This window comes from Brevibacterium sp. BRM-1 (assembly GCF_026802075.1).
Classification (GTDB): domain Bacteria; phylum Actinomycetota; class Actinomycetes; order Actinomycetales; family Brevibacteriaceae; genus Brevibacterium; species Brevibacterium rongguiense.
Genome location: NZ_CP113788.1, coordinates 2,912,292 through 2,938,170, shown reverse-complemented (window position 1 = coordinate 2,938,170; position 25,879 = coordinate 2,912,292). Strand labels below are relative to the sequence as shown.

General features: G+C 66.2%; 20 protein-coding genes. 5 read left to right on the top strand and 15 right to left on the bottom strand.

The features are described 5' to 3' along the window. The first annotated feature begins 127 nt into the window (after window positions 1-127). From BRM1_RS12920 to BRM1_RS12910, 3 genes are all read left to right on the top strand, one after another. The gene (locus BRM1_RS12920) at window positions 128-1,387 is read left to right on the top strand and encodes a CDP-glycerol glycerophosphotransferase family protein (RefSeq protein ID WP_268526446.1); all 1,260 of its coding nucleotides are present in this window, start codon (window positions 128-130) and stop codon (window positions 1,385-1,387) included. 96 nt (window positions 1,388-1,483) lie between these two features. Further along, complete coding sequence (locus BRM1_RS12915) at window positions 1,484-4,339, top strand: CDP-glycerol glycerophosphotransferase family protein (protein ID WP_268526444.1); 2,856 nt, start codon at window positions 1,484-1,486, stop codon at window positions 4,337-4,339. After that, window positions 4,324-5,508 carry a glycosyltransferase gene (locus BRM1_RS12910; RefSeq protein ID WP_268526442.1) on the top strand — a complete coding sequence of 395 codons (1,185 nt, stop codon included), beginning with the start codon at window positions 4,324-4,326 and terminating at the stop codon, window positions 5,506-5,508. The genes BRM1_RS12915 and BRM1_RS12910 overlap by 16 nt, the downstream gene beginning before the upstream one ends. A 53-nt stretch (window positions 5,509-5,561) precedes the next feature. Here the strand turns inward: BRM1_RS12910 and BRM1_RS12905 are convergent, their stop codons facing one another. The 9 genes from BRM1_RS12905 to BRM1_RS12865 form a co-directional block, all read right to left on the bottom strand. Continuing rightward, window positions 5,562-7,367: a glycosyltransferase gene (locus tag BRM1_RS12905; protein WP_160952494.1), complete on the bottom strand. Its 1,806-nt coding sequence runs from the start codon at window positions 7,365-7,367 to the stop codon at window positions 5,562-5,564. Window positions 7,368-7,384: 17 nt separating this feature from the next. Further along, window positions 7,385-8,320: a glycosyltransferase family 2 protein gene (locus tag BRM1_RS12900; RefSeq protein ID WP_160952528.1), complete on the bottom strand. Its 936-nt coding sequence runs from the start codon at window positions 8,318-8,320 to the stop codon at window positions 7,385-7,387. Window positions 8,321-8,462: 142 nt separating this feature from the next. After that, window positions 8,463-9,293, bottom strand: coding sequence for a CDP-alcohol phosphatidyltransferase family protein (locus BRM1_RS12895; RefSeq protein ID WP_268529860.1), 831 nt, complete (start codon window positions 9,291-9,293; stop codon window positions 8,463-8,465). A gap of 127 nt (window positions 9,294-9,420) precedes the next feature. Continuing rightward, on the bottom strand, window positions 9,421-9,813 hold the full coding sequence (gene tagD, locus BRM1_RS12890; protein WP_268526439.1) for a glycerol-3-phosphate cytidylyltransferase: 393 nt from the start codon (window positions 9,811-9,813) through the stop codon (window positions 9,421-9,423). Window positions 9,814-10,231: 418 nt separating this feature from the next. Beyond that, window positions 10,232-12,997: a stealth conserved region 3 domain-containing protein gene (locus BRM1_RS12885; RefSeq protein WP_268526437.1), complete on the bottom strand. Its 2,766-nt coding sequence runs from the start codon at window positions 12,995-12,997 to the stop codon at window positions 10,232-10,234. After that, entirely contained in the window at window positions 12,994-13,920 is a 927-nt protein-coding gene (locus BRM1_RS12880) for a hypothetical protein (RefSeq protein ID WP_268526434.1), read from the bottom strand. Before BRM1_RS12880 ends, BRM1_RS12885 begins: the two co-directional genes overlap by 4 nt. Beyond that, the gene (locus tag BRM1_RS12875) at window positions 13,917-15,560 is read right to left on the bottom strand and encodes a stealth family protein (protein WP_268526433.1); all 1,644 of its coding nucleotides are present in this window, start codon (window positions 15,558-15,560) and stop codon (window positions 13,917-13,919) included. The genes BRM1_RS12880 and BRM1_RS12875 overlap by 4 nt, the downstream gene beginning before the upstream one ends. A gap of 199 nt (window positions 15,561-15,759) precedes the next feature. Then, on the bottom strand, window positions 15,760-17,046 hold the full coding sequence (locus tag BRM1_RS12870) for a CDP-glycerol glycerophosphotransferase family protein (protein WP_268526431.1): 1,287 nt from the start codon (window positions 17,044-17,046) through the stop codon (window positions 15,760-15,762). Next, the gene (locus BRM1_RS12865) at window positions 17,043-17,723 is read right to left on the bottom strand and encodes a hypothetical protein (RefSeq protein ID WP_160952497.1); all 681 of its coding nucleotides are present in this window, start codon (window positions 17,721-17,723) and stop codon (window positions 17,043-17,045) included. The genes BRM1_RS12870 and BRM1_RS12865 overlap by 4 nt, the downstream gene beginning before the upstream one ends. A gap of 209 nt (window positions 17,724-17,932) precedes the next feature. On the opposite strand from BRM1_RS12865, the gene BRM1_RS12860 reads away from it, so the two are divergent. Together BRM1_RS12860 and BRM1_RS12855 are read left to right on the top strand one after the other, a co-directional pair. Then, window positions 17,933-18,937, top strand: coding sequence for an aldo/keto reductase family protein (locus tag BRM1_RS12860; RefSeq protein WP_268526429.1), 1,005 nt, complete (start codon window positions 17,933-17,935; stop codon window positions 18,935-18,937). Window positions 18,938-19,523: 586 nt separating this feature from the next. Next, a complete protein-coding gene (locus BRM1_RS12855; RefSeq protein ID WP_268526427.1) occupies window positions 19,524-19,931 on the top strand; it encodes a hypothetical protein in 408 nt (135 codons plus the stop codon). A 312-nt stretch (window positions 19,932-20,243) separates the two neighbouring features. Here the strand turns inward: BRM1_RS12855 and BRM1_RS12850 are convergent, their stop codons facing one another. The 6 genes from BRM1_RS12850 to BRM1_RS12825 form a co-directional block, all read right to left on the bottom strand. Then, complete coding sequence (locus BRM1_RS12850; protein WP_268526425.1) at window positions 20,244-20,705, bottom strand: NUDIX hydrolase; 462 nt, start codon at window positions 20,703-20,705, stop codon at window positions 20,244-20,246. Between the two features lie 288 nt (window positions 20,706-20,993). Beyond that, window positions 20,994-21,584 carry a DNA-3-methyladenine glycosylase I gene (locus BRM1_RS12845; RefSeq protein ID WP_268529858.1) on the bottom strand — a complete coding sequence of 197 codons (591 nt, stop codon included), beginning with the start codon at window positions 21,582-21,584 and terminating at the stop codon, window positions 20,994-20,996. Between the two features lie 305 nt (window positions 21,585-21,889). Then, window positions 21,890-22,708 (bottom strand): LysE family translocator, encoded by an 819-nt coding sequence (locus BRM1_RS12840; RefSeq protein WP_268526423.1) that lies wholly within the window; start codon window positions 22,706-22,708, stop codon window positions 21,890-21,892. Beyond that, on the bottom strand, window positions 22,705-23,412 hold the full coding sequence (locus BRM1_RS12835) for a helix-turn-helix domain-containing protein (RefSeq protein ID WP_268526421.1): 708 nt from the start codon (window positions 23,410-23,412) through the stop codon (window positions 22,705-22,707). The genes BRM1_RS12840 and BRM1_RS12835 overlap by 4 nt, the downstream gene beginning before the upstream one ends. A gap of 98 nt (window positions 23,413-23,510) precedes the next feature. Next, window positions 23,511-24,128, bottom strand: a complete 618-nt coding sequence (locus BRM1_RS12830; protein WP_268526419.1) for an antibiotic biosynthesis monooxygenase — start codon at window positions 24,126-24,128, stop codon at window positions 23,511-23,513. Between the two features lie 250 nt (window positions 24,129-24,378). Then, the gene (locus BRM1_RS12825) at window positions 24,379-25,755 is read right to left on the bottom strand and encodes an NAD-dependent succinate-semialdehyde dehydrogenase (RefSeq protein ID WP_268526416.1); all 1,377 of its coding nucleotides are present in this window, start codon (window positions 25,753-25,755) and stop codon (window positions 24,379-24,381) included. Between the last annotated feature and the right edge of the window lie 124 nt (window positions 25,756-25,879).

Sequence of the window (25,879 nt, the reverse complement as noted above, 5' to 3'; positions counted from 1 at the left end):
GGCGCCAGGAGCAACACACCAACGAGGCTTTCCATCTCCCGCGGGGCACCCGTCCGGTGCACATGCTGTTTCAAGCGGAACTAACTAGAATCGGTCGCTGACTCTGCCCCTACCGTAAGGACGATCCGTGGCCGGACTGCTGCGCAACACCATCCGCCGAGCACTGAGTTCGCCTGCTTGGAAGCGGACAAGCCGTTGGATTCGAGGCATCCCGGACTACACACATCTCGAGGCGCAGTACGAGAAGGAGAGCATCGACGCCGAGGTGATCGCCTATTTTGGCGACGCCCGGGCCAAAACCTACCAACTCATTCAGTGGTTGCCGGTCCTGGAGGAACTCGCCAAGCACCACCGTGTGGCAATCGTGCTCCGGAGGCCCAGTGCAATCGCGGCCGTCTCCGAACACACGAATCTGCCTATTGTCTACCAGCGCCGGTTCCTGGACTTCATGAACATGCTGTTCCGGTCACACTGCCGCCTGGCGATCTATGTGAACAACGGCATGACGAACTTTCAGGCGCTGGGGTATGCACCCATGGTCCACGTCCACGTCAATCACGGCGAGAGCGACAAGATCAGCATGGTATCCAACCAGGCGAAGGCCTACGACCGCGTCTTCGTGGCAGGTCAGGCAGCGGTCGAGCGCCACCGCCGCGCCCTGCTCGACTTCGACGAGTCGAAGCTTATGAGGATTGGTAGGCCGCAGCTCGACATCCCCGCCCCCAATGTCCTGCCGCGCACGGTGCTGACAACCGTCATGTACGCACCCACCTGGGAAGGCGAGAACGATGCGAACAACTACACCTCGGTTGACGCCTACGGCCCGCAGATCGTCCGGGCCGTCCTAGGACTAGGCGGTGTGCGCCTCGTATACAAGCCCCACCCAAGGGTGGAGAACAGCGCCGACCCGGTAATCGCAAAGGCCAACGCCGAAATCCTGGCGCTCATAGAAGCCGCCGGGGGTGAGCACTGCGTGCAAATGCAGGGAAATATCCTCGGCATGTTCGAAGCCGTCGACCTCATGATCACCGATGTCTCCAGCGTGGGGCTCGACTTCCTCTATATGCGCCCAGAGAAACCGTTGCTGCTCACGGACCGTCGGAACGACCCGGAAACGCTCCACACAGAAGCCCCAATTACCCGCGCTACCCCGGTGCTCAGTGAGGCGAATGCCGATGACATTAGTGGTCTCATTACCACGATGCTCCACGAGGACCAGGAAGCGGGAACCCGCGCCAAGATGCGCACGCACTACTTCGGCGCAGGTGCTGTTGGAAGTTCTCTCGAGGCGTTCGTAGGGGCAGTGACAACGTTGCTGAGGGAACGCGAAGACGAACTCCGCGGGCATACCGAGACCCGTGACAGCGGAGCCGTCGAAGCAGGCTAGCGAATTCCGCCCGCCGCGCGACTAGAATTGCCGAACTCGTGCCGAGTCCCGTCCCCACGCCATCGATCGCACGGCAGCAAGGAGAAGCGAACACCGGTGAGTAGTATCGAACGGCCACGACCCGAACGAGGGGCCATCATTCCCGCTGCCGACGGTGAGCCGCTGGTCAGCGTCATCATCGCGGTCTACAACGACGAATCGCACGTCGCGGCGGCGATCGGCTCGGTGCTCACCCAAACGCTGAGCGCAGTCGAGGTTCTTGTCGTCGACGATGGTTCGTCCGACGCGTCGTTCGCAGTCGCACAGCAGCTCGCAGCGCGCGACCGTCGTGTGACTGCGATCGCGCTGCCGAAGAACACCGGAAGCGCCGGGGCGCCTCGAAACCTGGGCATCCAGCGCGCCCGCGGTCGCTACGTCATGTTTCTGGACAGCGACGACACACTTGAGCGCCACGCTTGCGCGAACGTGGTTCGGGCCGGCGATCGTGATGGCTCTGACCTCATCATGGGTCGCACGGAGCGCTTCGATACTGCCCGCCAGAAGACGACCGGATGGTACTCGCGGCTCTTTGGCGAGGCCCGCACGCTTGCCTCCATCGAGGAAGATCCCGAGCTCATTCGCGATACTTCGGTTGCGAAGGCCTGCCGCACCGAATTCCTGCGCGCGAATGATCTTCGCTACCCAGAGGATATTCACTACGAAGACTTGGTCTTCGCCGCAGCCGTGCAGATCGCCGCCAAGGGCATCACGGTCATTCCCGAGGTCATCTACACGTGGAATACCTATCCAACGGCCATGCGCAAATCGATCACGCACCAGCGCGACACCCTGCACAATGTCCGCTCACGTGTTGCAGCAGTCCAGAGGGTCCTGGACATCATTCGCGCGCACGATGCGCCCGCTTTTCTGCGCGAGGCGTACATCAAGATCATCGTGCACGATACGCGGCTGTTCATCAATGACATCGCTGACAGCGATGACGACGATTTTGCGCGACAAGTGCTCGCTGAACTCCAGCCGCTTATTCGACTTGTCCCGGCCGAGGTCACTGCAGAACTCGATTATCAACAGCGCTTCGGCGCAGCCGCGATTCTCTCCGGACAGCCGAACCTCGTGCGCCATGCCGCGCGAATGCTGCGCCACGAGACGGACCTCGCCGGTGTGGTCGAGGTGTCGGGCCACATCCTGCTTTGGGAACACGAAGCCCTCAGCACATCTCCAGCTCCGACGCTCGCGCTGAACCTCGCAACCGCACAGCTAGCAGAAGTCGCGGTCCCGTGGCCGAACGCACGCTTCGCACATCGCATCGAATCGCTGCACCGTGCGACGGATGGCCACTCCCTCACCATCGTCGGCACGACCGATGATCCACTCCGTGCGCTGGTCGCGGCTCCCGACCTCAGTTGGACACTGCGCGTTGTGGAACGCACCGGTCTCCGGCGCTCCTGGACGGCTCCGATCAATGCGCAGTGGGACTCAGCGCATGCGCGCTATGAGTGGAATACAACCCTTTCGTTGCCCGGCGACGCGGACTTCCTGTCGCTTCCGCGCCTGACATTGCGCGTCGACCTACGGAGCGATGAGGTGGTCAACACCTCCGGCATCTTCATCACCAAGAAGATCAAGCTCGCGCAGAAGAGGATCGGGTTCTCCTCGCGCCTCAGCCGAGTGTTCAATGCAAAGTACCGGCCCTATAAGACGGTGGCGAATACGCTCGCCCTGCGCCCCGCAAAGGTCAGGTCGCAACGCGCTCGCCTGCGGGCGTTGCTTGCACCGGTCACCTCGACCGCGCGGGCCGCTCACGCAGCGAAGGCCCTGCCGCTGAAGGATCTCAACGGCTCGTTCGCTGCGGCTGCGTACCGGCTCTTCCGGTCGCTGCCGCTCAAGAAGACTCAGGTGTTCGCAGAAGCTAAAATGGGGCGATCCCATGGTGACTCGCCGGGCGCGATTGCCGCAGCACTTCAACGGCGTGCGAGGCACACGGTCCTGTGGTCAGTTGACCAGTCGGCGAACAGCAGCTGGGCCGGCGGGCGGTCGAACACCGTCATTCGCGGTTCGCTCGCCTACCTGTGGGCCTTGGCCCGAAGTGCCTACCTCATCGACAATCAGACCCTGCCCGCCGTCTTCAGGAAGCGGCCCCAGCAGACCTACGTGCAGACATGGCATGGCATCCCGCTGAAGAAGATGGGACTCGATCAGCCCGAATACGCCTATGCCTCGCCTCAGAAAGCTGCGGATCTCACTCGGCGCACCGCGTATTGGGATTACCTCACTGTGCCGTCCGAGTATTTCGAGCGCGTATTCGTTCCGGCATTCGATGTGAAAGCCACGCTGCTGCCGCACGGTACCCCTCGCAACGACGTGCTCGCACGGACCGACGTCGCCGCGACGGCGGCGGCGAAAGCAGTGCTCGGTCTCGACACCACTCGTCGCACGGTGCTCTACGCACCCACGTTCCGCGATACCGAGCGGGGCCGTATCGAGATTCCGCTCGACCTCGACGCCTGGGTCGAAACAATGTCAGAAGACACACAGCTCCTTCTTCGCTGCCACTACCTGAACCGCATCTCGGTACCCGCTCGTATTCGTCCTCATGTGGTCGATGTGTCTTCTATGCCCGACGCGACGTTGCCCATGCAGGCCGCCGATCTGCTGGTCACCGACTACTCGAGCATCATGTTCGACTACCTTGCCCTAGACCGGCCGCAGGTGCTCTACGCCTATGACCTGGAGCGGTACGAGAAATCGGTGCGCGGCACGTACTTCAGCCTCCGCGAACATGCGCCCGGCCCCCTCGTCTTCGAACAACAGCATCTGCAGGAGAAGGTAAGAAGCTGCATGGACTCCGACTCCTACCGCCGGCAGCGCCACGCCTTCAGAGACACATTCGCGGGCAAAGAACCCGGGGATGCGTCGGAACGGACGGTGGATACGGTGTGGAGAGCACGCTGACGATGTCACAGCATATTGACAAGGTCGTTGTGATGGGCAACGACATCGACCGGCTCGGCGGCATCGGTCGTTTCATGCACCGCCTCAGTCTCGAACTGTTCAACCGCGGACACACCGTTGAACTTGTCGGAGTGGCCCCGGCACCTGCTGGTCACTATCAGCCGATGGACCGGCCGCAGCAGATCACGGAGCGCACACTCATGTCGTCGCAGATTCCGGAAGCCTGGACGCTCAAGACGCTGGAGCACCGGCTGAACCCTGCACGGCGGCTGCGCTACTCGCGTCGCATGAGACTGCGCCGTGAGGCGGTCGACAAGCTGCGCGAACTCCTGCCTCAATGGGGCCCGAACACCGTCATCATCTGCACGCAGGTCTACGGGATGGAGCACATGATCGAGGCGGGCTATGACCCCGCCAATCCGCAGCACCCCCGCGTGATCGGGCAGTACCACGGGTCCGCGCGCGAGGCCAAGGCCATTGGCGATATGCGACGCGTCCTGCAGTCCTACACGGGCGTTGATCGCTTCATCTGCCTCTCCGCCGCAGACGCGCAGGAATTCGCCGCGGCGGGGCTCAACAACGTGGGATGGATTGCGAATCCGGTCGCACTGCCCACACACGATGCGCCTGCACGCAGGAAAGTCTTCGCGTCGCTGGGCCGCTACGACAAGATCAAGTCGCTGGACTATTTCCTGCGCGCCTGGGCCAGCGTGGCCGACCAACTGCCGGAGTGGTCAGCAGAGCTCTACGGTGAGGGGCCGGAGCGAGAGGCACTCGAAAGCCTGATTCGCGAGCTGAAGATTCCACGCGTGACGCTCATGGGCAAGACCGACGACGTGGGCAATGCGCTGTCCTCGTCGAGCGTCCATATCCTGTCCTCGCAGAACGAGGGGCTTCCCATCGCGATCGTAGAAGCCGGGCTGTTGGGAGTCCCATCGGTTGCCTTCGACTGTGCACCCGGCGTCCACGATCTGATTGATGATCAGGTGGATGGGTTCATCGTCACTCAGAACAGCGTCGCTGAACTCGCTGACAGAATGAGGGCGCTGGCTCAAGACGACACCCTGTTGAGTGCATTCTCACAACGGATAGCCGAATCGTCGAAGCGCTACCTGCCGGAGAACGTGGTTGCACAGTGGGAAGAGGAGCTGCGGGAACTCACATTCTGAGGCGACTTACGACAGACTCCCGCGCACACCGCCAATCTGAAGGACGAGTGCCCCTATTCGCTCCCGACGGAAACGGTGCCTACCTTGATTCGCCGTTGCAAGCGGGAGCCGCGGAAGCGCACATACACAGCGCATGAACCCTCTGCACTGTCGGGCAGAACACCTGCGGGCACCACGAACCGGTAGGTAGCGGGAGCGGCCGAATCGCAGCGTTTGGCTACGACGCGCAACCCATAGCGGTGGCCCTCGGAAACGACATCCGCGACGAGTTCCGCGGTGATGGGCTGCGCGGGATCCTCGTGGAGGACGACCGTATAAGCAGTGCCTCCGGCGTTCTCCCGCTCCTGTTCGACTCGCACAAGCTGCGGCTTCGGGGGCTCCGGCTCCGCGGCCTCCTTGTGTTTCCAGGCGGTGTCGATTGCCTGCTTCCACGCTTGGGCGATCCTCGCGTCGTCGAAGTCGCGCGCACGCGCCACGGCGGCGCTACGGAGGGCTGCGACCTCCTCTTCCGGAAGCCCGAGGAAGTGATCGACTGCTGCGCTAAGCGCTAGGGGTTCACCATCGGGTACGAGGAAGCCGTTCCGACCGTGCTCGATAATGTCGCTTGGGCCGTACCTCACGTCATAGGCAATGGGAATACACCCCTGAGCCATGGCTTCGACCAGCACAAGCCCCATCCCCTCGGCTCGGCTGCTGAGCATAAGGAACGAATGGTCCCGCAGCTGCGCTTGGACATTCGTTGTATAACCTCTCACGTGCACGGCAGACTCAAGGCCCAACCGCGAGACCATCTCTTCGAGGTCACCACGCAACCGGCCCTCCCCGAAGATGTCGAGAGTGACCTGTTCCCCGGCACTACCGACGACGCCGGCTACGGCTTCGATCGCATGGTCGACGCGCTTGCGCGCATCCAGGCTTGCGAGCACGATGCCGCTCCCCCGGCGCCGGGTGTCCGCGTCTGCGGCAGGCAAGGAGGTGAAGGCGCGCGAGTTCGGCAGCACAACCCGGTTCGGCTCCTCCCCGAACGCCACCTCGAATTCCGACTTCTGCTGTTGCGTCAGGAAGGCGAGAAGATCGAACGCCTCGTTGTTTTCCAGCATCTTGATGCGCGACGGCGTAAACGGTCCGTAGAGCGACGTCGCGCCGGGCTCCAGGTGGCTGTTATGGAGCACTTGGCACAGCAGCACGTTCCTACGCCTATAGGAATGCACCCACGCACCCACTGTCTTCGATTCGTTGATGAGTACCGCCGGGGTCGCTCCCATGAGATGGTCGAACCACGCGAAGTAGAAGTTCCGCATGCGCTTGTATCGCGCGAGTATCCTCCCCTCGTGGGAGAACACCGTGATCACGCGACCCTCCCGGCGATCATCCAGCACCGCGATGCTGCCGTCGGGACGATCGAACCGGACAACGGACACCGTCGACCCGTCACGCCACTCTGTCCGACCCATGCCAGTCGGGGTTCCTGGAGGCGTGGGCAGATCGGCGGGTGACCACCGCTCTTCGGGCTCTAGCGGTTCTCCGAACCACGCTCGGAGCTCGTCGTCGTCTGCGGCTAAGAGCTCCTGCCACAGGCCCCGGATCGTTGACTTCGAACCGAGAGCACCCGCCTCGCGCAGTCGCTGATTCTCCTGCGTCACATCCAGGGCTGGGTCTAGCGTCAGAATCTCTACGGGCTTGTCCAGGTATTCACCGAACGTCCCCGATCTGTGTAGGAGGACACTCGTCATGCCGCCGTAGTTGCGGGGGATCCCCCACGTGAGGTCGTAGAACGCCAGATCGGGAACGCGACCGGGAGTGCGATCCTTCGCCCACATCGACGTCAGGCGTGCGCGCGTTGCGCTGAAAAGGTTCACGGGTTTCGTTCTCGTTCTCAGATCACCGGCGGTCGGCCGTGTACGGACATGGTGAGCAGGCCCCTGCTCGAGAGCTTGTGAGGTTCCTCATCGTCTGCCCAAGGATCATCGCGCCATCCGTCTTTCCACCCGTTGAACCAGGGCTTGAGCTGTTCGGGGCTCTTGCGCCAGCGCAGTGTCTGCACAGCTGTCCACGATCCCACGTAGGCCCAACTGAATGGCCAGGGTAGGTTGCGGCGAGCCAGCCACACGCGATTACGCGCATTCATGTAGAAGTACTCCGCGTGCCGCTTGGGGTCCATGACCGGGTGCGCCACGGTGAGCTCGCCCATGTACCACACCTGGTAACCGGCGTCCCACACTCGCCATGCGAGTTCAATGCCCTCATGGGCGTACCAGAACGGCGCGGGCCAGCCCCCTGCACGGTCGTAGGCCTTCCGCTGCAGGCACACCGCACCCTCCCACACAGAGAAGACGTTGGACGAATGATCGGGGCTGCCCTTGCGCAGCCGCGGAATCCAGCGCTTGGGCGCATCGTCGCGGGTGGGATCTGCGACACGGGGCTGGATGAGACCAATGCTGGGCTTCGTGCGCATGAGCTGGGCCATCTGCATGAGCGTGGTGTCGTCCGGCAGCCACGCATCATCATCCAGGAAGAACAGGAACTCGCCGTCCACGTACTGCACGCCCTGATTGCGACCTGCGGGAATGCCCACGTTCTCCGGCAGCATGACGGTCTTGACGGACCCCGGCAGGCCCACGGGGTCCCACCCGTTGCCCACGCAGACGACGTCAAGTTCCACGCCCTTCTGTGCGAGCAGCGATTCCAGGCCGCGGCGAAGATCATCAGGGCGCTTGCCCTGCGTGAGCACCACCACGCCGAACGAGTACTTGCGCCCGTTGCGGGGGCGCTCTGACTGGGCGGGTTCGTGCAGGAGCGTCGCGCGGGCCATGCGCTCGGCGCGCCGGCGCTCGCGCGCGCTTTGGCGCACCGCATCGTATTCGCGCTGCGCTCTGTCCTCCGCGGTCGGAAGGATTTCATGCGCCGTGGAGTGTGCGGGGTCGAGGTCGTTCAGCTCAGGGTCATTGGGCATGTCAGCGCAACCGCCTCGACGCCATGATGGAGACGAAGTGCCCCACGACGGCCAAGGCACACAGTGGCACCATCGCCACCACGAGCAGGCGTTCGCCCAGCAGCGGCGGACCACCAACTGCACCGGATACAAGACTCACCACGGCCGCAGCAACCGCGAGGATGGACATCTCGACGGAATGGAAGATCCGGTGAAAGGGCACGAACCGCGCGGCACGCTTGAGCTTCGCGAGGAACCCGGAAGGAATGCCCGTGGCTTCCGCACTGTCCGGCAGCTTGTCCAGGCCATTGAAGGCGCGCGCGACGTGCACCATGTCGTTGAGCGCCTTGTTCAGCAGCACCAGCGAGCAGAGTACAGCACCGCCCAACACGTACGGGTATGCGGTGCCAGGCTCCGCTCGCAAGAGGCCGAGGTCCCCCACGGCACGGGCGCCGAGCGCGAAGGCGACAAACCCTTCGGTCGTGTAGTGGCCCACCTTGTCGAGGAATACGCCCTTGGGGCCCTGGGTCCCACGCCAGCGGGCGACTTCCCCATCACAGCAGTCCAAGTACATCTGCAGTTGCGAGAAGAACAGGGCAAGAAGCGCCCCCCAGATCCCCGGCACCAGGAGGGCAGCGGCGATGCACCAGCCGGAGAGGATCATCAGCCCGGTGACGCCATTGGCGCTGAGGCGGGTGCGCACCAACAGCACCGTGGTGTAAATCGAGATGTGCCGCAGATACAGCTGAGCGGTCCAGTGCTCGGCATTCTTCCGCGAGCGCACTTCCGGGGGCTGTGCGACAGCGCGCAGCTGTGCCAGCGTAGGACGCGCGGGCCGATCGCGTGTACTCAGCACGGCGTCTCCTTCAGAGTCGGGGCAAACGGCACAATGATCGGCGCCAGTTTACTTCCCGTTCATGAACAGGTGAGCACATTCGCCTGTGACGTCGGTTCCTTCACACCTGCCGGACAGGAGCCGGTCAGCTGCGAGCGGACAGATCGTTTTTGATCTGCGTCGTGGAGATCTCAGGGGTTCGCGGCAGGTAGATCACCTCGCAGGCATCCTGCAGGTCATCGAACTTGCCGGCCCAGTCGTCGCCCATGACGAACTTATCGATGTGAAAGCGCTCGATGTCATCCCGCTTCTGCTCCCACGTCTCCTCCGGAATCACCAGGTCGACGTAGCGGATCGCTTCGAGCATGTTCTTGCGGTCCTCATACGAGAAGTACGACTTCTTGCCCTTGCCCGCGTTGAACTCGTCGGTCGACAGCGCGACGACGAGATAGTCCCCGTGTGCCTTGCAGCGCTGGAGCAGGCGGATGTGCCCGTAGTGGAGCAGGTCGAACGTGCCGTAGGTGATGACACGGCGCATAGGTACCGTCCTTGAACTCGAAGAGGCGAAGCTTGCATACGCTTTGGCGACAGGGACGCCGGGCGTTGAGGGGTCAAGGTTAACCCGGCGTTCATGGGGCAGCCAAGAACCCGTGCCAGCCGACAGCGATCACGCGGAGGGCAGATACCCTATCCGTACGTACTGAGCTTCACGAGCGCTCGAATTCCCCAGCGCAACGCATGCCGTACGAGAGCACCCGACGAGACCTCGTCAGACCGTCCCAGTGTGCCGCCGCACGTTTGACGCTCGCGGTCGACAACAATCCCACTCTCACCCCACACCCGGCTCGGACAGACTCAGGACGGCCGGGTCACAGACCAATGCCGCAAGCCCCGTGGCCGCGCCGCAGCAACGTCGGGGGCTCGGCACAAAGGCCCGGCGTCGCTCCTTCAGCCTGTCACCCCTTGCCGGGGCGCGCGCGTTCCCACGGAGCTGGGATCGGCAGCACTTCCTCCAAGAAATTCTGCACGGCAAAGGACACAGCATCCGAATCATCGACGCCTTCGTGCGGCTCACCGAGGGCAAAGAGGTCATGGCGCCCGCGAACCACGTCGCGCATGCGCTGATCTAAGTCGTCTGCCCCCAACCCGACGTATGCCACTCGCATCGTGCTGGGAACCGCACGACCTGTCGCATAGGCGAAATACGGCGCCAAAGAGGACACCGTGGAAAGATCCCCATCGCCCCTGAATCGCGCACGCATTGTTCGCTCCCACTCCTCCGGGTAGGACTCTTCCAACTCATACAGCACCGACCGCCGTTGAGGGTGTGGGGTGTGCAGCAGGCCCTGCGTGACTGTGAGGCCGAACCGATCCTCAAGGAGCGCACGCGTGCGCATGCCCGCGGCTAAGTGCGGCGGAACGTCGTGAGTAAGATCATTGATCTTTGTCGGCGAGGGATAGAAAAGCAACGTTCCGTTGCCGAGAAAGAACCTGTCCGGCTTCACGTATTGCCGCAACATAGTATCGTCATTAAAATACAGAAAATGCTCGGAAAGACCGTCGATATGGTGAAGCTGCGACTCAATGGCATGCGAATTGAAGGTCGGCAGGGCCGTTTGGTCAGTAAAAATATCTTCGTGATCAACAAAGGTGATTGCATCGTGTTCAGTATTCAGCCAATCCGGTCGCTGCCCAGCGGAAACTACGTAGATATGGTTGACCCACGGAGCATAGGCATGGAGCGAGCGAAGAGCATACTTCAATTCGTTGCGATTCAAAAAGCGCGCGTCACTGTCGGATTCAGCATGTCGTCCGTCGGCACCGTTTCCGGCCACCGCGGCGCGAGCCGACTTCCATACTTCGTCCGTGTCATCCACCCAGGTGAAAACGGCATCGATGGGGAAGTCCGGCTGCCGCCAGTCCGGCTTTGCCCCCAGGGGCAGGGTCGGTACGCATCCTCCCAGCGTCTGCACGGACACCGTCTTGTCGAAATCAGCCGGTTCCACCTGGTCGACAATCGAGTTGGCGCGCGGCGGAATGAGGTTGCCGTCAGGCCCCAAATCCCAGAACTCAATGTCACACTGGGCATGCCGACCATGGATCGCGCCCGACCAATCCGTCTCAGCCCGTTCCACCCGCACGACATTCGCGTCCGCCACCAGCACATCGTCAACAGCCAGCTCACCGAACTCAAGAGGGTATCGCCTCAATGCAGTGCTGCCGCGCATGGGAACTAGGCAATAGCCCTCACCGACAGTCTCCGTGAGCGCAGCGCGTACCTCACGCCGAGCGGTGCCAGGAACAGCGAATCGCTGGCGCACCGCATCTTGCGTCGGGACCCACACGAACTCAACACCCGCGTTCGCCAGAATCTGCTGTGCCTTGGCACACGCCCGTTTCGACTGCGATTCCGGCGTCAACAGTTCGTCCGCCATTTCAGCGACGAAGGTCTCGCCACCACGATCATCATGTGGTCCGGGCGACCCTCCCGTCGCGTTCACCGATCCTGGCTGATGAGACCGGGCAAGCCGACTGCGCTCCTGAGCTCGGCCGAGGCGGCTGGAACAGCCGTTCTGCAGCTCCCTCAGCTGTGAAAACAGTGCTTTCCACATCGCAGTCACCCTCGGAACAGAGAATCGCTCGACGATGCGATGAGTCGCATGCGACATTTCTTCGCGCAACTCAGACGATTTCATCAATCGCTCGAGCGCGAGTCCTAATGCCGCCGCATCGTCGGGCGGCACGAGAATGCCATTGACTCCATCGTCAATGATTTCGCGCGGTCCCGTGTCGCAATCGACCGCCACAAGGGGGAGACCGGCAGCTGCGGCCTCGAGCGCGACCATGGGCAGTCCCTCAGACCGCGAAGACATGGCGAAAATAGAACCCTTGGTCCACTCGGCATACATGTCAGCGGCGGGCGGAACGATCTCCACAGCATTCTCAACACCATTCGACCGAGCCACTTTACGCATCGATTGCGCCTGCGGACCAGAGCCGTATATTCGAAGCGACCAACCGGGACAGTCGGACACTGCGGACGCGAAGGCACGAATCAACGATTCGAAGTCTTTACCGCTGACAAAACGCCCCGCAGAAACAACCCTGCGTTCAGTGAGAAGCGAACGAGGATGAAAGTCGTTAGAGACCGCATTGGGCACAACGGGAAGAAGCGGCGCATCTTCACCGAAATAAGCTGCTAAGAACTCCGCTCCCGCAGCCGTGAGCGAAACGAGGCAATCAAGTTCGCGTCCATAGAGCGCTAAAGGTTCGAATGAGTCTTTGGAACGTGCCATAGTCGCCCGATGCTCTTCGTGGATCACGATAACCGTTTTCGGGGCAAAGCGGACCGTCAGAGCTGCCAGCGCTGGCGTCGTAGACACGATGCAGTCTGCTGCGCATGTTTCAAAATACGCCGTCAACGCATCGTCCGTCGCCTGACAGAATTGGTCATCCCACCGCTGAGGCACCAAGAGGGAGGGTCCGAACTCACCGACGGCCGCAGCGCCGAGCCCCTGACTCAAATCCCACCCAGTCGCATCTACCAAGTACGAAACAACAACGGCGCTACTGATGTCGAAGGCAGGCACGTCGGACGTCCGGTAAACGCTCAAAATTTCGACATCATGACCGGACTTGGCCGCCTGATTCGCTTGGCCGATGACTGCCCGTTCGGTACCGGCAGCGCTGTCGGCACTCGTCAGGATGTACGTAATCTTCACTGCCTGTCTCCTTCTCGTTGTGAAGACGGGTGAAGATGCTCCACGACAAGGTCTCCATTGACATTCCAGTACGGCCGGAAACGAGGACGTCCCGGCAAGGCGGCGAGCATTACTGTCGGATAACGCAGCGAATGCCGGGGATTGGATAGATCGGTGTAGTGCATACGTAGTGGGCGCCAATCATCTGGGCATCGAACAGCGAGTCGCCAGACATCAGATTCGCCTCTTTCCCCAACTCGAGGGTGCCGCGCCATTTCTTCCAGAGGAAGCGTGAGAACAGTCATGCCGACAGCGTTCGTAGAGTCTTTTACCGTCGCGGACAGGGAAACGTCTGTGCCGCGCAATCGGCACTGAATTTCTTTTACAGCACAGTAGTGCGAACTAAGGAGAATATGGATTCTATAGAGTTTCACCGCGACGCCATGAACGCTGACCCCTGCATCGACAGGAATGACATCAACAGCCAAGTGGCCACGGCGATCGATAGCCGGCTGCGCTCTGTAACCGTTGCTTGAGGCGGGGTACTGGACAACTACGTCACCGTTTTGAAACGATTTATTACCGTAAAAGTCGAGACGGTGCCATTTTTCACCCGACCGCACCGCTACAAAGAACCGCGCTTTCTCACCACGCCGGGGGAGCAATGACAAATTGCCGTACACAGTTACTTCACCCGCTCCCCTGTGTGCAGCACGGAGAGTGAGCAGTTTCTTGCCGTGCGCACTCACAAACGCGAACTCTGCCGGGGTAAGGCCCGGCCGCAACCGCGCATCGATGTTCAAATTTTGACCATCGGAAATAAGGACCGACTTAGCCGTTCCTGCAGTGTTTCCCGCCGTTTTTCGCGCCGCCCAATGGGTCACTGCCCGCACCGCGGATTTCAGCCGCGAACTGCCGACTCTGACGAGACTGTGAGCTGTCACGATATTATTCGCTTCCGCTCTGCGAAATCCGCAGTTCGCTTCTCGACACCCTTCTCGAAATGTGAGGGAATAGGAAAACGTGAGTTGAGGAATCGGCCGAGGATGCGAGTCAAATACTCTTCGTCCGTCTCAGTAGTGTTTGTATCGTTGAGACACAGAACGTCCAGATCGGTTCTGCGGGCGAGCCGCTGCAGGTAGAGATCCGCGTCTTCGCGAGCAATGTCCATGTATGCGTAGCGAATTCCCCCGGGCTGCGCCCGACCCGCCGCGTAAGCGTAGAAGTGATAGAGCGCGGAGGTGATCGAAAGGTCGTCGGGGTGGCGGAAGCGCGAAGCTGCGACGTCCTGGAACTCCTGCTCGTGCTTGGCTTCCATCTCGCTGAGCACGGAGCGCAGCTGCGAATGGGGCGTGTGCTTGAACTTGTTGGTGACCACACGGCCGAACGCGTTGAGCATGAACGCGCGGTTCTGCTTGGCCGCCGACAGCACCGGAAGATCCCGGGCAGAGGGGGCGTCGATGTCGAGTGGGGCGGTCGATGGAAAGAACTTCGATTGTCCGTTGCCCGTGAAGAACAGCGTGGGCTCGGTGGGGCGCATGAAGAAGATGTCGTCATTGAGATAGACATAGTGCTCGCTGAGCCCCGGGATGTGATGAAGCTGCGATTCGATTGCGTGGGAGTTGAAGACAGGCAGGGCTTCCGGGTCGGTGAAGATGTCACGATGGTCGATCACAGTAACCTTGGGGTGGTCAACGTCGAGCCACTCGGGAACCTGCCGGTCGGTCACGATGTAGATGTGGTTGACCCAGTTGGCGAACTGCTCCACGGATCGCAATGAATAGCGCAGTTCATCGCGGCTGGTGAATCTCGATGTGATGGTCGCCGTCTCGTTGACTTCTGCAGGGTCCAAGACTCCCTCGGCCACGAGCTTGCGCTCCTGCCACGCGGGATCGTCACCGTCCACCCACGTGTAGACAATGTCCACAGGCTCGGTGAACTGGTAGAGGTGCGGGTGGGACCAGCGCAGCGCTCCCCCGTCTTCTACTGCACGATGCCAGTTGTCCGGTGTGAGGTACTCGACGTAGGTTCCTCGTCGTGAGATGCGCCGATGCAGCGTGCCCGGTATATGGAAGTCACCGTCGACGCGCTCGATTCCCTCCCCGAGTTCCTCCCAGGGCTCAATGAACACGTCTTCGAATACCGTGGTCATCTCGCGTTCGTTGGGCGCGCAGAGCCGTCGTCGGGCGCGCATCTGCTGGACCTGGGCCGGATGGGTCGCAGCCCAGCGAGAGTCCTTCAGTTTTCCTCCGTCACGGGTGATCGTGATTGTCCACCCCTCGGCATCGTCCAACTGGCCGAGTGCCGCGGCAACATTGGGGACGTCTGACTGCCGCACGACGAGGCGCGGTCGAAAATCGCTGAGCTGGGGCAGCTGAACGAATTCGATCCCCTGTGCGGTCAAGGCCCCGGTAACGGCGGCGAGGTTCTGGGCGACGATCACCCTGGAATCGACGGCCCGGCTCAGCACCGGCCCCTGAGCGGCGTTGCGCAGTCCCGGGATCCTCTGCTGCCACGGGAGTTCGCCGTGCCGGAGCTTCGAGGACCAGGCCTTCTGGCGTGGGGTGAGCGTGCGGGCGCCCATGTATCGAAGTGCCCGTGAAAACCGCCCCATACTGCCTGTCCCCGCTACGCACTCGACTTCAAGTTGACTCCACAACTATACAAATTGCGGAGAAAGATCCGTGCAGATGCCCCCAGTTTCCCCTTAGGAACCTGAGGGTTCACGACTGATTCCGCAGGTGAGCGGTGAACGGGGGTTTGCCAGAAACGGGGTGGCGAGGCTAGGCGTCCCGAACCCGAAGGTCCTCACCCCGTTGGTCCATCACCGTCGTGGCAGCATCCTCGAACCTGTGCTGCTGTTCACCTGGCCGCGTGTCGCCCAGGTAGTACTCCGCAGCCTCGACCAGGCCCTCCGCCCGCGGCTCGTGCAGCAGCGTGCGGACCACAGCCTCGGCGGCATCGGGCGCACCCGCCGCCACGCTGGGAACCCGGGTGAACAGCCCGTCAGGCTGCACCTCGGCGCGCGCATCCGCAGGTTTCACGAGCACCAGCGGCTTGCCCGTCGTCAGCCAGTCGAAGGCGAGCGATGACATCTCCCCCACGCACGCATCGGCGACCTCGAACTGCCAGCCCACGGCCGGGCCCTCATCCACGAGCGAACCCGGGGCGTCCGCGAGCAGCTCCACAATCGCGCGGTGGGCCTGGGCGAAAGCCGGCTTGAGCACGCCCATGCGCGGGTGCGGCCGGTAGATCACGCGCGCCCCCTCGGCCAGCAGGGCCCTGACGATCGCCTCGCCGGACGCGGGCAGGGACCCATACGCCATGGCGGGCGAATCCCCCTCCCACGTGGGCGCGTAGAACACGATGGGCGCGGCCCGCCGGACCGCGGACTCTCCCTCCCCCGCCAGGTCGGTCCACGCGGCGGGCACCCGCACGGGCCGGTCGAGCTGGGGGCGGCCCACGTCGAACAGGCGCTCGGCCGGCAGGCCGATGAGCGCGCGCTCGATCCGCTCGCGTGCCGCCCGCCCCGCCGTGAACACCGCGTCGTAGGCCTTGAGCTGATTGGAGATCATCGAGGACTTCTCGCTCTCCCCGTGGCTGAGGTGCACGTGGGCCGGCCGCGGATAGCGCAGCCCCTGGAAGTTCAGCGTCGACTGATTGACGTAGAAGACCGCGCGCAGGCCCGGCTGCGACATGAACGCGTCCATGCCGGACACCAGGCGGGAAAACCGCACCGGCAGGCTGGTCTGCGCGGCGATCGCCGTGGCGTTGCGCGCCGATCGGCACAGGATGCCGAACGGCTCCGCCTCCGCCGTCTGCTCGCGCAGCCGCTCGGCCAGCCGCTCGAACGACCACAGCCACTGCTCGAGCTGGTAGAGCGACGAGTGATCCGCCGCGAAATACGCGGCGGCGACGAACCGATCGCCCCGATGCGGTGCGAACCGAGGGCTCAGCCGCTCCTCCGCGAACCGGTCGCTGACCACGCCTCCCACCACGCGCGAACCGCTGCGCGCCAGGTGGCCCGCCCTGCTCACCGCGCCCGACAGGGTGCGTCCGATACTGCTCATGCTGCTCCTCCGGGGATCACTCGCGCCGCGCGATCGTGCGCACCGCCCATAGGTTCGCGGGCGCCGGCACCGCCCGCGGGGGCGCCGAACACCTCCTCGTAGCGCGCATCGCACGCGCTGGGCTCCGGGAACCACGGCCGGACATCCCAGGACCGGGCGGCCGGGTTGGGCTCGTCGACGAGGCACGTGCCCCCCGCCCAGATCTCCACTCGCCCGCTGGCGCGGTCGTAGGCGACACGGGTGAGCTTGTCCCCCAGCTCGAACACGTGGGCGTGAACGTGGGCGGCAACGCTCATGGCGCCCGAACCGGCACCGTGGACGAAGACGGCGCAGCCGGCCGCGCGCAGCTCATCGGCGCGGCGGTGGAAGGCCGTCCAGGCATCCGGGCGGCTGCGGCGCAGGGCCGCAAGGTCCGGCACGTGCTGCACGGGCGTGAGCAGCCGATGCCTGAGCACCTGCTGGTCCGCGAAGTGCAGGTACGGGTAGCGGTTGTCCCCCAGGACGGGCTCGTCCGCCTCCCCGCCGCCGGCGGGCCGCTCGTTGAGGATCATGACGCCCATGGCGCACGGCTGCGCGTCGCCGAACACCTCGCGGGCCGCCCGCCGGTCCGCCGCGTACTGCGCCTGGACCTGGGGAAGCCGCACCGAGGTGGGATCGGGGATCGCGTGAGTGTCCACGCAGGCAGTATAGGAGCCGGGGCTTGACCGCCCCTCGGCCGCCGGGCGCTGCGAGCCCGGGGGACAGCCCCCCTCACCCCGGGCCCGAGGCGAGGGTCCGGGCGGGGCCGGCCCGCACCTCGGGCGCGGGGCCGGGAAGCAAACGGCGGGCGAGCGCGTTGCCTGGAAGGGGCGATCCGCCCCGCACCGACGATCCGACGAGGAGCGCAATGGAATTCCGGTACCTGGGCAACAGCGGCATGAAGATCTCCGAGATCACCTACGGCAACTGGCTCACCCACGGCTCGCAGGTGGAGAACGAGACCGCCACGAAGACCATTCACGCGGCCCTCGACGCCGGCATCACGAGCTTCGACACCGCGGACGTCTACGCGAACACGAAGGCCGAGCAGGTGCTGGGCGACGCCCTGGCCGGGCAGCGCCGCGAGTCGCTGGAGATCTTCACGAAGGTCTACTGGCCCACCGGGCCCAAGGGCCACAACGACGTGGGCCTGTCGCGCAAGCACATCCTCGAGTCCATCGACGGCTCGCTGCGCCGGCTGGGCACGGACTACGTGGACCTCTACCAGGCCCACCGCTACGACGTGGAGACCCCGCTCGAGGAGACCATGCAGGCGTTCGCCGACGTGGTGCGCGCGGGCAAGGCGCTCTACATCGGCGTGAGCGAATGGACCGCGGACCAGATCCGCGAGGGCCACCGCCTGGCGCAGGAACTGGGCATCCAGCTCATCTCCTCGCAGCCGCAGTACAACATGCTCTGGCGCGTCATCGAGGCCGAGGTGGTGCCGGCCTCCAAGGAGCTGGGCGTCTCCCAGATCGTCTGGTCGCCCATGGCGCAGGGCGTGCTCACCGGCAAGTACAAGCCCGGCCAGCCGCTGCCGCAGGGCTCGCGCGCCACGGACTCCACCGGCGGCGACAACGCCATCAAGCGCTACCTGGACGACGAGACGCTCACCCAGGTGCAGAAGCTCCAGCCCATCGCCGATGACCTGGGCCTGACCATGGGCCAGCTCGCGATCGCGTGGGTGCTCGCCAACGACAACGTCTCCGCGGCCCTCGTGGGCGCCTCGCGGCCCGAGCAGATCGAGTCGAATGCCAAGGCCGCCGGCGTCACGCTTGAGGCCGATGTGCTCGCCAAGATCGACGAGGCGATCGGCTCGCTCGCGAAGACCGATCCGGCGCTCACCGTCTCGCCGGAGGAGCGCCCCGTGTGACAGGGACGGAGCTTTCCACCGCCTGAGGGACCGAGTGGGGCCGCGAGCGGCCGAGCTCCCGTCCCCGCGAAGGACCGAGTGGGCCCCGGCCGGTGCATCAGCACTGGCCGGGGCCCACTGTTCGTGGGGGATGTTGGGGAGTGCGGGCAATTCGGGGGGCGCCCCTGGCCCGCCCGGGGCGGGTTTCGTTGGGTGCATGCCCCCACCCGTTCACGGTGCGGCGCCTGCCACACCTGCTACCGGGTGTGGCCGAACCGGCACAGGGTTTCGCGCACGGATGCGCACGCGTTCGCTTGACTGGGGCCAGCAGCAAGGAGAGGACGGCCCCATGCGACCGATCGACCGCGATCTCTACGGGATCCCCGCGGTGCCCGAACACGACACCACGCCGGCGCCCGCTCGCGCCCAGCGCGGGCGCCGCCGGCACCGGCCTCCCCAGCGCGGAGGCGTCCACCACGACCGCCGGGAGCCCCGGGAGTCCCGGGCTCAGGAAGCAGCCGGCGGCGAGCCGCGCGAGCCAACCGGCCCGACCGGCCCGACCGGGGGCGAGGGAACTCGGGCGGACGACCCACACTCCGCGGGTGCGGTGAGCGACACCGGTGCGCACTCCGCGGAGCGGGCGGACGGTGCGCGGTGGGCTGATGGGCCGGGGCGGCCCGACAGGCTGGAGCCGGCGGACGAGGCATCGCCCGCCAACCGCAGCGCAGCGCGCACGCGCCACGGTGACCGCCGCGACCACGTCGCCGATGGTGGTGGCCGGTCGCCGGCCCGCGGGTGGGACCGACCGGAGGGCAGCGGCGGCCCCTCCGCCGGCTCCCCGCCCAGCACCGCCGAGGCGCTGGCCGCAGCCCGCCTGCACCGCACCGGTCAGCGGGCCCCGTGGCGCGATGCCCAGCGCAGCGCCGTCATCGCCCGCCGCCTGGCCGGATGCTGTGCCCTGCTGGGACTCGCGCTCATCGCGCTGCTGGGCCTCATCCTCATGAACGTCGTCTGAGCTCGGGGCCGGTCGAGGGTCTGCACTGCGGTGCTGCGGGGCGGCGGTGTCGACGCGGGGGCCGCCCAGGAGCCTGCCCAGGGCACTCCGGAGCCGTCCGTGCGGCTGTGTGAGCCACCCCGCCATGAACGTTCCCGCGCACCACCCGGTCGGGAGGGTGCGAGCGCCCCGCGGCCGGTGCCCGGTCATCGCCACCGGCCCGCCGGAACCCTGCGAAAGGCCCTCGGCGCCTCGCGCTTAGCCGGCCGACCCTCCCGGAGCCCCGTGGCCGCACGCTCCGCGCTAACCGGCGCCGCCCGGCCGCCCCGGTGCCTACTCGGCGAAGAGCCAGTCCGGCAGGTGGTGGAAGGCGTGATCGCGGGTGAGCGGGGCGAACTGGCGACGCTCGTCATCGGCGGGCAGTTCGACGGGAAACCACCCGGCCTCCTCGATCTCCTCCAGCACCACCGGCGCGGCTGGATCCAATCCCGCGGGCATGCCCCGGTAGGCGAAGACCGTGCCGGTGACGGAGAAGCCCGCCTCGTTGGCCGCCGCGGCCGTCCAGGTGCCCAGCTCCTCCAGGCGCTCGGGGGCGAGCTCGGCCCCCAGCTCCTCGCGGACCTCCCGGCGAATCGTCTGGGCCATGGACTCCCCCGCTTCCGGCTTGCCGCCGGGCAGCATGAACGAGGTGGTGCCCCGCTTGCGCACCATGAGCACCTCGCGCCGCTGCGGATGCGCGATGAGCACGGCCGCCACGACGATGGTGCGCTCCTGCGCCTGATCCCTCTGGGGCACCTGCACCCGCTCCTTCACCGCTCACGTCTCCACCCGTTCGGTGCTGCCTTCCGCCGGCCGCCGCCTGCCCGCTGCTCGTGTCCGTCTGCGGCCGCGGAATCGTCGCCGCACGGGGCCGGCGGTCGACGCCCGCCTCGACGAGACTACTGGCGGCGTGTCGAAAGTCCGATCGCTGCCCGGCGCTGCGGGACCATGCCCGGCGCCGCGAGATGCTGCCCGGCACCGCTCCTCACTGCCCGGTGCCGCTGCTCGCCGACAGCCAGCCCTGAGAACCGCAGCGCTCCATCGTCACCGGGGGAAGCGCCCGGAGACGCCGCGGCGCCACGAATCCATGAGGTGCGTGTCGATGAGGCCCGTCGCCTCGAACAGCGCGTGCATGGTGGTGGGGCCCACGAAGCGGAATCCGCGCGCCCGGAGGGCCTTCGACAGCGCGGTGGACTCCGCGCTGACCGTGGGAATCTCCGCGACCGTGCGCGGCTCCGGGGTGACGTCCGGGGCAAACGACTCGATGAACGCCACCAGGCCCCCGTCCGCGCGCAGCTCGATGGTGCGCCGGGCGTTATTCACCGCCGATTCCACCTTCCCCCGGTTGCGGATGATGCCGGGGTCCGCGAGCAGCTCCTCGACGGCGGCGTCATCGAACGCGGCAACCGCATCCACGTCGAAGCCGGCGAAGACCTCCCGGTAGCGGGGGCGTTTCTTGAGCACGGTCAGCCATGACAGCCCGGCCTGGGCGCCTTCGAGGACCACCCGCTCGAACATGCCCGCCTCATCCGTGACGGGCTCGCCCCACTCCGTGTCGTAGTACTCGAGCAGGAGCGGATGGCCGTAGGCCCACGGTGTGCGCGGACGCCCATCCTCACCGACCACGGCCCCCATGAGGCGGCCGGTCCCCGCGGGCGGGGCGCCACCGTCGGAGCCCGTGCCACCGGCCGGCTCCGCTGCTCGCTCGGGTCCCGCCGGAGCCGCGCCTCCCGTGGGCTCTGCCGGTCCTGCCGTCTGCTTCGCTGTTTGCTTCATCGCCTACCAGTGTCCTCTCCCGAGCCGCCCGAGGCGCACGGGCCGGCCCATCGCCGGGACCCGCGCCGCGCGCGGTGGGCCGAGGCTAGCAACCGCGCCCCACGGCTCGCGAGGGCTGGAGGTCCGCCCAGGTCAGGCCTGTGGACAACGTCGCCGCAGCGGTCTCACCACAGCGGCAGCAGGGCGACCCCCAGGACCGCGAAGAGGCCGCCGAGTGCCAGGTCGATGGCGGACTCCGCGCGCTCGTAGGCGCGGATCACCACGGGGCGGCTCGCGGCCAGGGCCAGCGTCCCGAAGAACGCCATGGCGATCGCGGCCATGGCCAGGCCCACGAGCACGGACTGCCCCGCCCCGATCCCGTGCGGCAGCAGCGAGGCGAAGAGCGCGCCGAAGAACACGACCGCCTTGGGGTTGCCCACCGTGTTCGTCAGGTACCCCAGGCGCAGTTCCGCCCAGGCCCCGGTGCCGCGCGCGCTCGCGGCAGCGGCCAGCGCCTCGTGCTCGGCCTCCCCCGCGCCCGCGCCGGCGTCCAATGCGCGGCCGTCCTCCTGCGCGGACCCCGGTGCGGATGCGGGCTCCCCCGCCAGGTCGCCCCGGTGCTCGGGCGCGGGCTGCCCGGTCCCGCCCGAGCGCACGGCTGCGGGGGTGCGCGCGCCGGCGGGCGCCTCGGCGGCGGTGCGAACGGTGCGGCGCGCGCGGCTCACGGACCACAGGATGCGCAGGCCGTAGCCCAGGAGGAAGAGCGCGCCGGCCCACCGGACCAGCAGGTACACGGTGGGGTTGGACGAGACGAGCGCGGTGATGCCGACGAGCGCGGCCGTGATCCACGTGCTGATGCCCGCGACCACGCCCGCCGCCACCCGCAGCCCCGAGGCGATCCCGCCGCGCAGCGAGGCCCGCAGCACCGCCACGAAGTCGGGGCCCGGGGACACGACGGCGGCCAGCCACGTGCCCAGCAGCACCAGCCAGGTCGCCGCGGTCATCGCGCGCCTCCCCGCGCCCGAGGTGCACTGGAGCGGGCGTCGGCCGGCGCCTCGGCGGCGGGAGGCGGCGGGGCCCCGCCACCGGATGGGGCGGGAACCGCGGCGGCATGCGAGGCCGGCTGCCCGTGCGGCGTCCCCGCGGGGACGCCCGCGTCCCCGTGCGAGCCCAGGGCGACCAGCGCGTGGCAACCATCCGGGCCCGCGGTGTAAGCGTGGGCGCAGTCGCCGGCGAACTCGACGAGGTCGCCGGGCCCCAGCTCCACGGCCTCATCCTGCGGGCCAGCGGACATCGAGCCTGCGACGATGAGGATGAGCTCCGCGGTGCCGGGCACGTGGTGGACGCCGTCGAAGCGGGCGCCCGGCGGCATGCGCAGCCGCCAGAACTCCCACGAGCGCACCGAGGGCAGGCGCAGCATGAGCTCCTGGGCGATGTCCGGGGGCACGGCGAGGCGCTCGCCGTCGCGCGGGGCGCGGCTCACCGTCGTGGAGCGCTCATCGTGGGCCAGGAGGTCGGCCACGGGAATGGCCAGGGCCACGGCCAGTGACTCGATGGTGTCGAGGGTGGGGTTGCCCGTGCCGGCCTCGATGCCGGACAGCGTGGCCTTCGAGATCTCCGCGCGCTTGGCGAGCGCGGAGAGCGAGAGGCCGCGGTGGGCGCGGATGGCCGCGATGCGGGCGCTGACGGTGCTCTGCCATGTACTCATGACTTCACAGTAAAGCAAACAAAGCGTTCAGTACACTGAACGTTTGTGGGAGTCGCCCCGGGGCGGCGCAGCGGGCGATTCGGGTGCGGAGCCGAGGCTCAGCCGTGCGCGGGCCCGGTGCCGCCCGCGTCCCGGTCAGACCCGTCGGAGTTGCTCCGGGCGCGGCGGGGCCGGGCCAGCCAGGGCTGGTAGAGCCGCGTGGTCCACGGCAGGATGAAGTAGACCATGAACGGCATGACGAGCATGATCGTGAGCAGCACGCGCAGGATGAGCGGCCAGGTGTGGGGCACGAGCGCTCCGACTGCAAGGTTGCCCAGGTAGCTCATGGGGAAGAAGCCCGTGAAGATGACGATCATCTGCTTCCAGCGCGGCGGGGCCGGATCGCCCGGCGCCTGCTCAGCGAACGGCTCGGTGTCGAACCAGCCCTCGATGCCGGTGCGCCGCTCGGCGCGCTCGGAGTGGACGAAGTCGGCGAGCTCGGCCGCCCAGGCCCGGCGCTCGGCGGACTCCTCCCACTGCCGCATCGACGCGTGATCGGCAAACCGGTAGAGCATGTGCCACGTGTGCGAATCGGCGCGCGCCCGCACCCAGCCGGAGCCCATGTAGCCCTCGCGCCCCGTCAGCAGGGCCTGCCCGCGTGCCACCCAGCGCTCCACCTCGGACTCGGCGGCGGGCTCGACCTCGCGGGTGATCTGGACGGTGACGGAATCGCTCATCCCCACAGTGAAGCAGAGCGGACCCCGGCAGCCGCGCGCGGGTGGGAGGGGCGGGCGAAACAGCGCCACGGGACCGGAGAGGGGCACCGCCGGACCGGGCAGGGGCGCTGCCCAACCCGGCGGGGCGCCGCCCGACCGGACAGGGGCGCCGCCCACCCGCACGGTGGCGCCGGCCCGGCCGCAGCCGGGCCAACACGCGAAACGGCCCGCACCTCGGCGGCGGAGCCGGAGGTGCGGGCCGGGGTGCCGCTCAGCGGTTCTTGTAGTAGAGCTGCTTGTTGCAGAACTCGTCCATGGCCAGCGGGCCCAGCTCGCGGCCCACACCGGAGCGCTTGACGCCGCCGAAGGGCAGGAACTCGCGGGTCTGCTCCGGGCCGTTGAGGAACACCATGCCGGAGTCGATCTGGCTGCCCACGCGGTCCGCGCGCTCGAGGTCCGTGGAGAACACCGCCGAGCCCAGGCCGAACGGCGTGTCGTTGGCCAGCTCGACGGCCTCCTCGTCGCTCGAGACCTTGTAGACGATGACGGCCGGGCCGAACAGCTCCTCGTAGTACCCGCGCATCCCGGGCTTGACGTCGGTGAGCACGACCGGCTGCACGTAGGCGCCGGGACCGTCGTAGGCCTTGCCGCCGGCGAGCAGCGTCGCGCCCTCGGAGACCGTGTCCTCGACCTGCTCGACGAATCGGTCCTTCGCCGCCACGGAGGACAGCGGGCTCAGGCCCTCCGGGTCGGCGTAGGGATCCGCGGGCGCGGTCGCCTTCGCAGCCTCCGTGATCGAGGAGACGAAGTCGTCGTAGATGTCATCCATGACGATCATGCGCTTGGGCGAGTTGCACGCCTGGCCCGTGTTGCCCATGCGGGTCTTGAACAGGGTCTCCGCGGTCTTCGCCACGTCCTCGGAGTCGAGCACGACGTAGGGGTCCGAGCCGCCCAGCTCCAGCACGACCTTCTTGAGGTTCTTGCCGGCCTCGGCCGCCACGGAAGCGCCCGCGCGCTCCGAACCGGTCAGCGAGACGCCCTGGTTGCGGGGGTCGGGCAGGATGATGTCGGAGATCTGCTCGTTCGTCGCGTAGATGTTGATGTAGGCGTCCTGGGGCACGCCGGCCTCGTGGAAGATCTCCTCGATGGCCTGCGCCGAGCGGGGGCACTGGGGCGCGTGCTTGAGCAGGATCGTGTTGCCCAGCGCCAGGTTCGGGGCGGCGAAGCGGGCCACCTGGTAGTAGGGGAAGTTCCAGGGCATGATGCCCAGGATCGAGCCCACCGGCTTGCGCAGCAGGAACGCGTCCGCGTTCTTGGGCCCGCGCAGCGGCTCGTCCTCGATGAAGGCCTGCGCGTTGTCCGCGAAGTACTTGAAGATGAGCGAGCACAGCGCGACTTCGCCCTTGCCCTCCGGGACCGCCTTGCCCATCTCGAGCTTGATGATCTCCGCGAGCTCCTCGGCGCGCTCGGAGTAGATCTCCGCGACCTTGGCGAGCGCCTTCGTGCGCTCCTCGACGGGGGTGGCGCGCCAGGAGGAGAACTCGCTGTGGCTGCGGCTCAGCGCATCCTTGATCTGGTCATCCGTGGCCGTGGGGAACTCCTCGACGAGCTCGCCGTTGGCGGGATTGACGACCTGGTATTTCGACATCGCGAACCTTTCGATAGCGGGTGGGGAACTGCCGGGGCGGCACTGCCCGAACCGGGATTCCGCATGGCACCGTCCTGCCCGTCACGCTATTGCCTGCGCTCGGCTCCTCACAAGGGGCGCGCGC

Bases quoted from the DNA above. Each gene is read 5' to 3' on its own strand.
- BRM1_RS12900 (WP_160952528.1), bottom strand. From the start codon at position 8,320: ATGGCCCGCGCGACGCTCCTGCACGAACCCGCCCAGTCAGAGCGCCCC.
- tagD (WP_268526439.1), bottom strand. From the start codon at position 9,813: ATGCGCCGTGTCATCACCTACGGCACGTTCGACCTGCTCCACTACGGG.
- BRM1_RS12875 (WP_268526433.1), bottom strand. From the start codon at position 15,560: ATGGGCGCCCGCACGCTCACCCCACGCCAGAAGGCCTGGTCCTCGAAG.
- BRM1_RS12870 (WP_268526431.1), bottom strand. From the start codon at position 17,046: ATGAGCAGTATCGGACGCACCCTGTCGGGCGCGGTGAGCAGGGCGGGC.
- BRM1_RS12860 (WP_268526429.1), top strand. From the start codon at position 17,933: ATGGAATTCCGGTACCTGGGCAACAGCGGCATGAAGATCTCCGAGATC.
- BRM1_RS12845 (WP_268529858.1), bottom strand. From the start codon at position 21,584: ATGGGGGCCGTGGTCGGTGAGGATGGGCGTCCGCGCACACCGTGGGCC.
- BRM1_RS12840 (WP_268526423.1), bottom strand. From the start codon at position 22,708: ATGACCGCGGCGACCTGGCTGGTGCTGCTGGGCACGTGGCTGGCCGCC.
- BRM1_RS12835 (WP_268526421.1), bottom strand. From the start codon at position 23,412: ATGAGTACATGGCAGAGCACCGTCAGCGCCCGCATCGCGGCCATCCGC.
- BRM1_RS12830 (WP_268526419.1), bottom strand. From the start codon at position 24,128: ATGAGCGATTCCGTCACCGTCCAGATCACCCGCGAGGTCGAGCCCGCC.
- BRM1_RS12825 (WP_268526416.1), bottom strand. From the start codon at position 25,755: ATGTCGAAATACCAGGTCGTCAATCCCGCCAACGGCGAGCTCGTCGAG.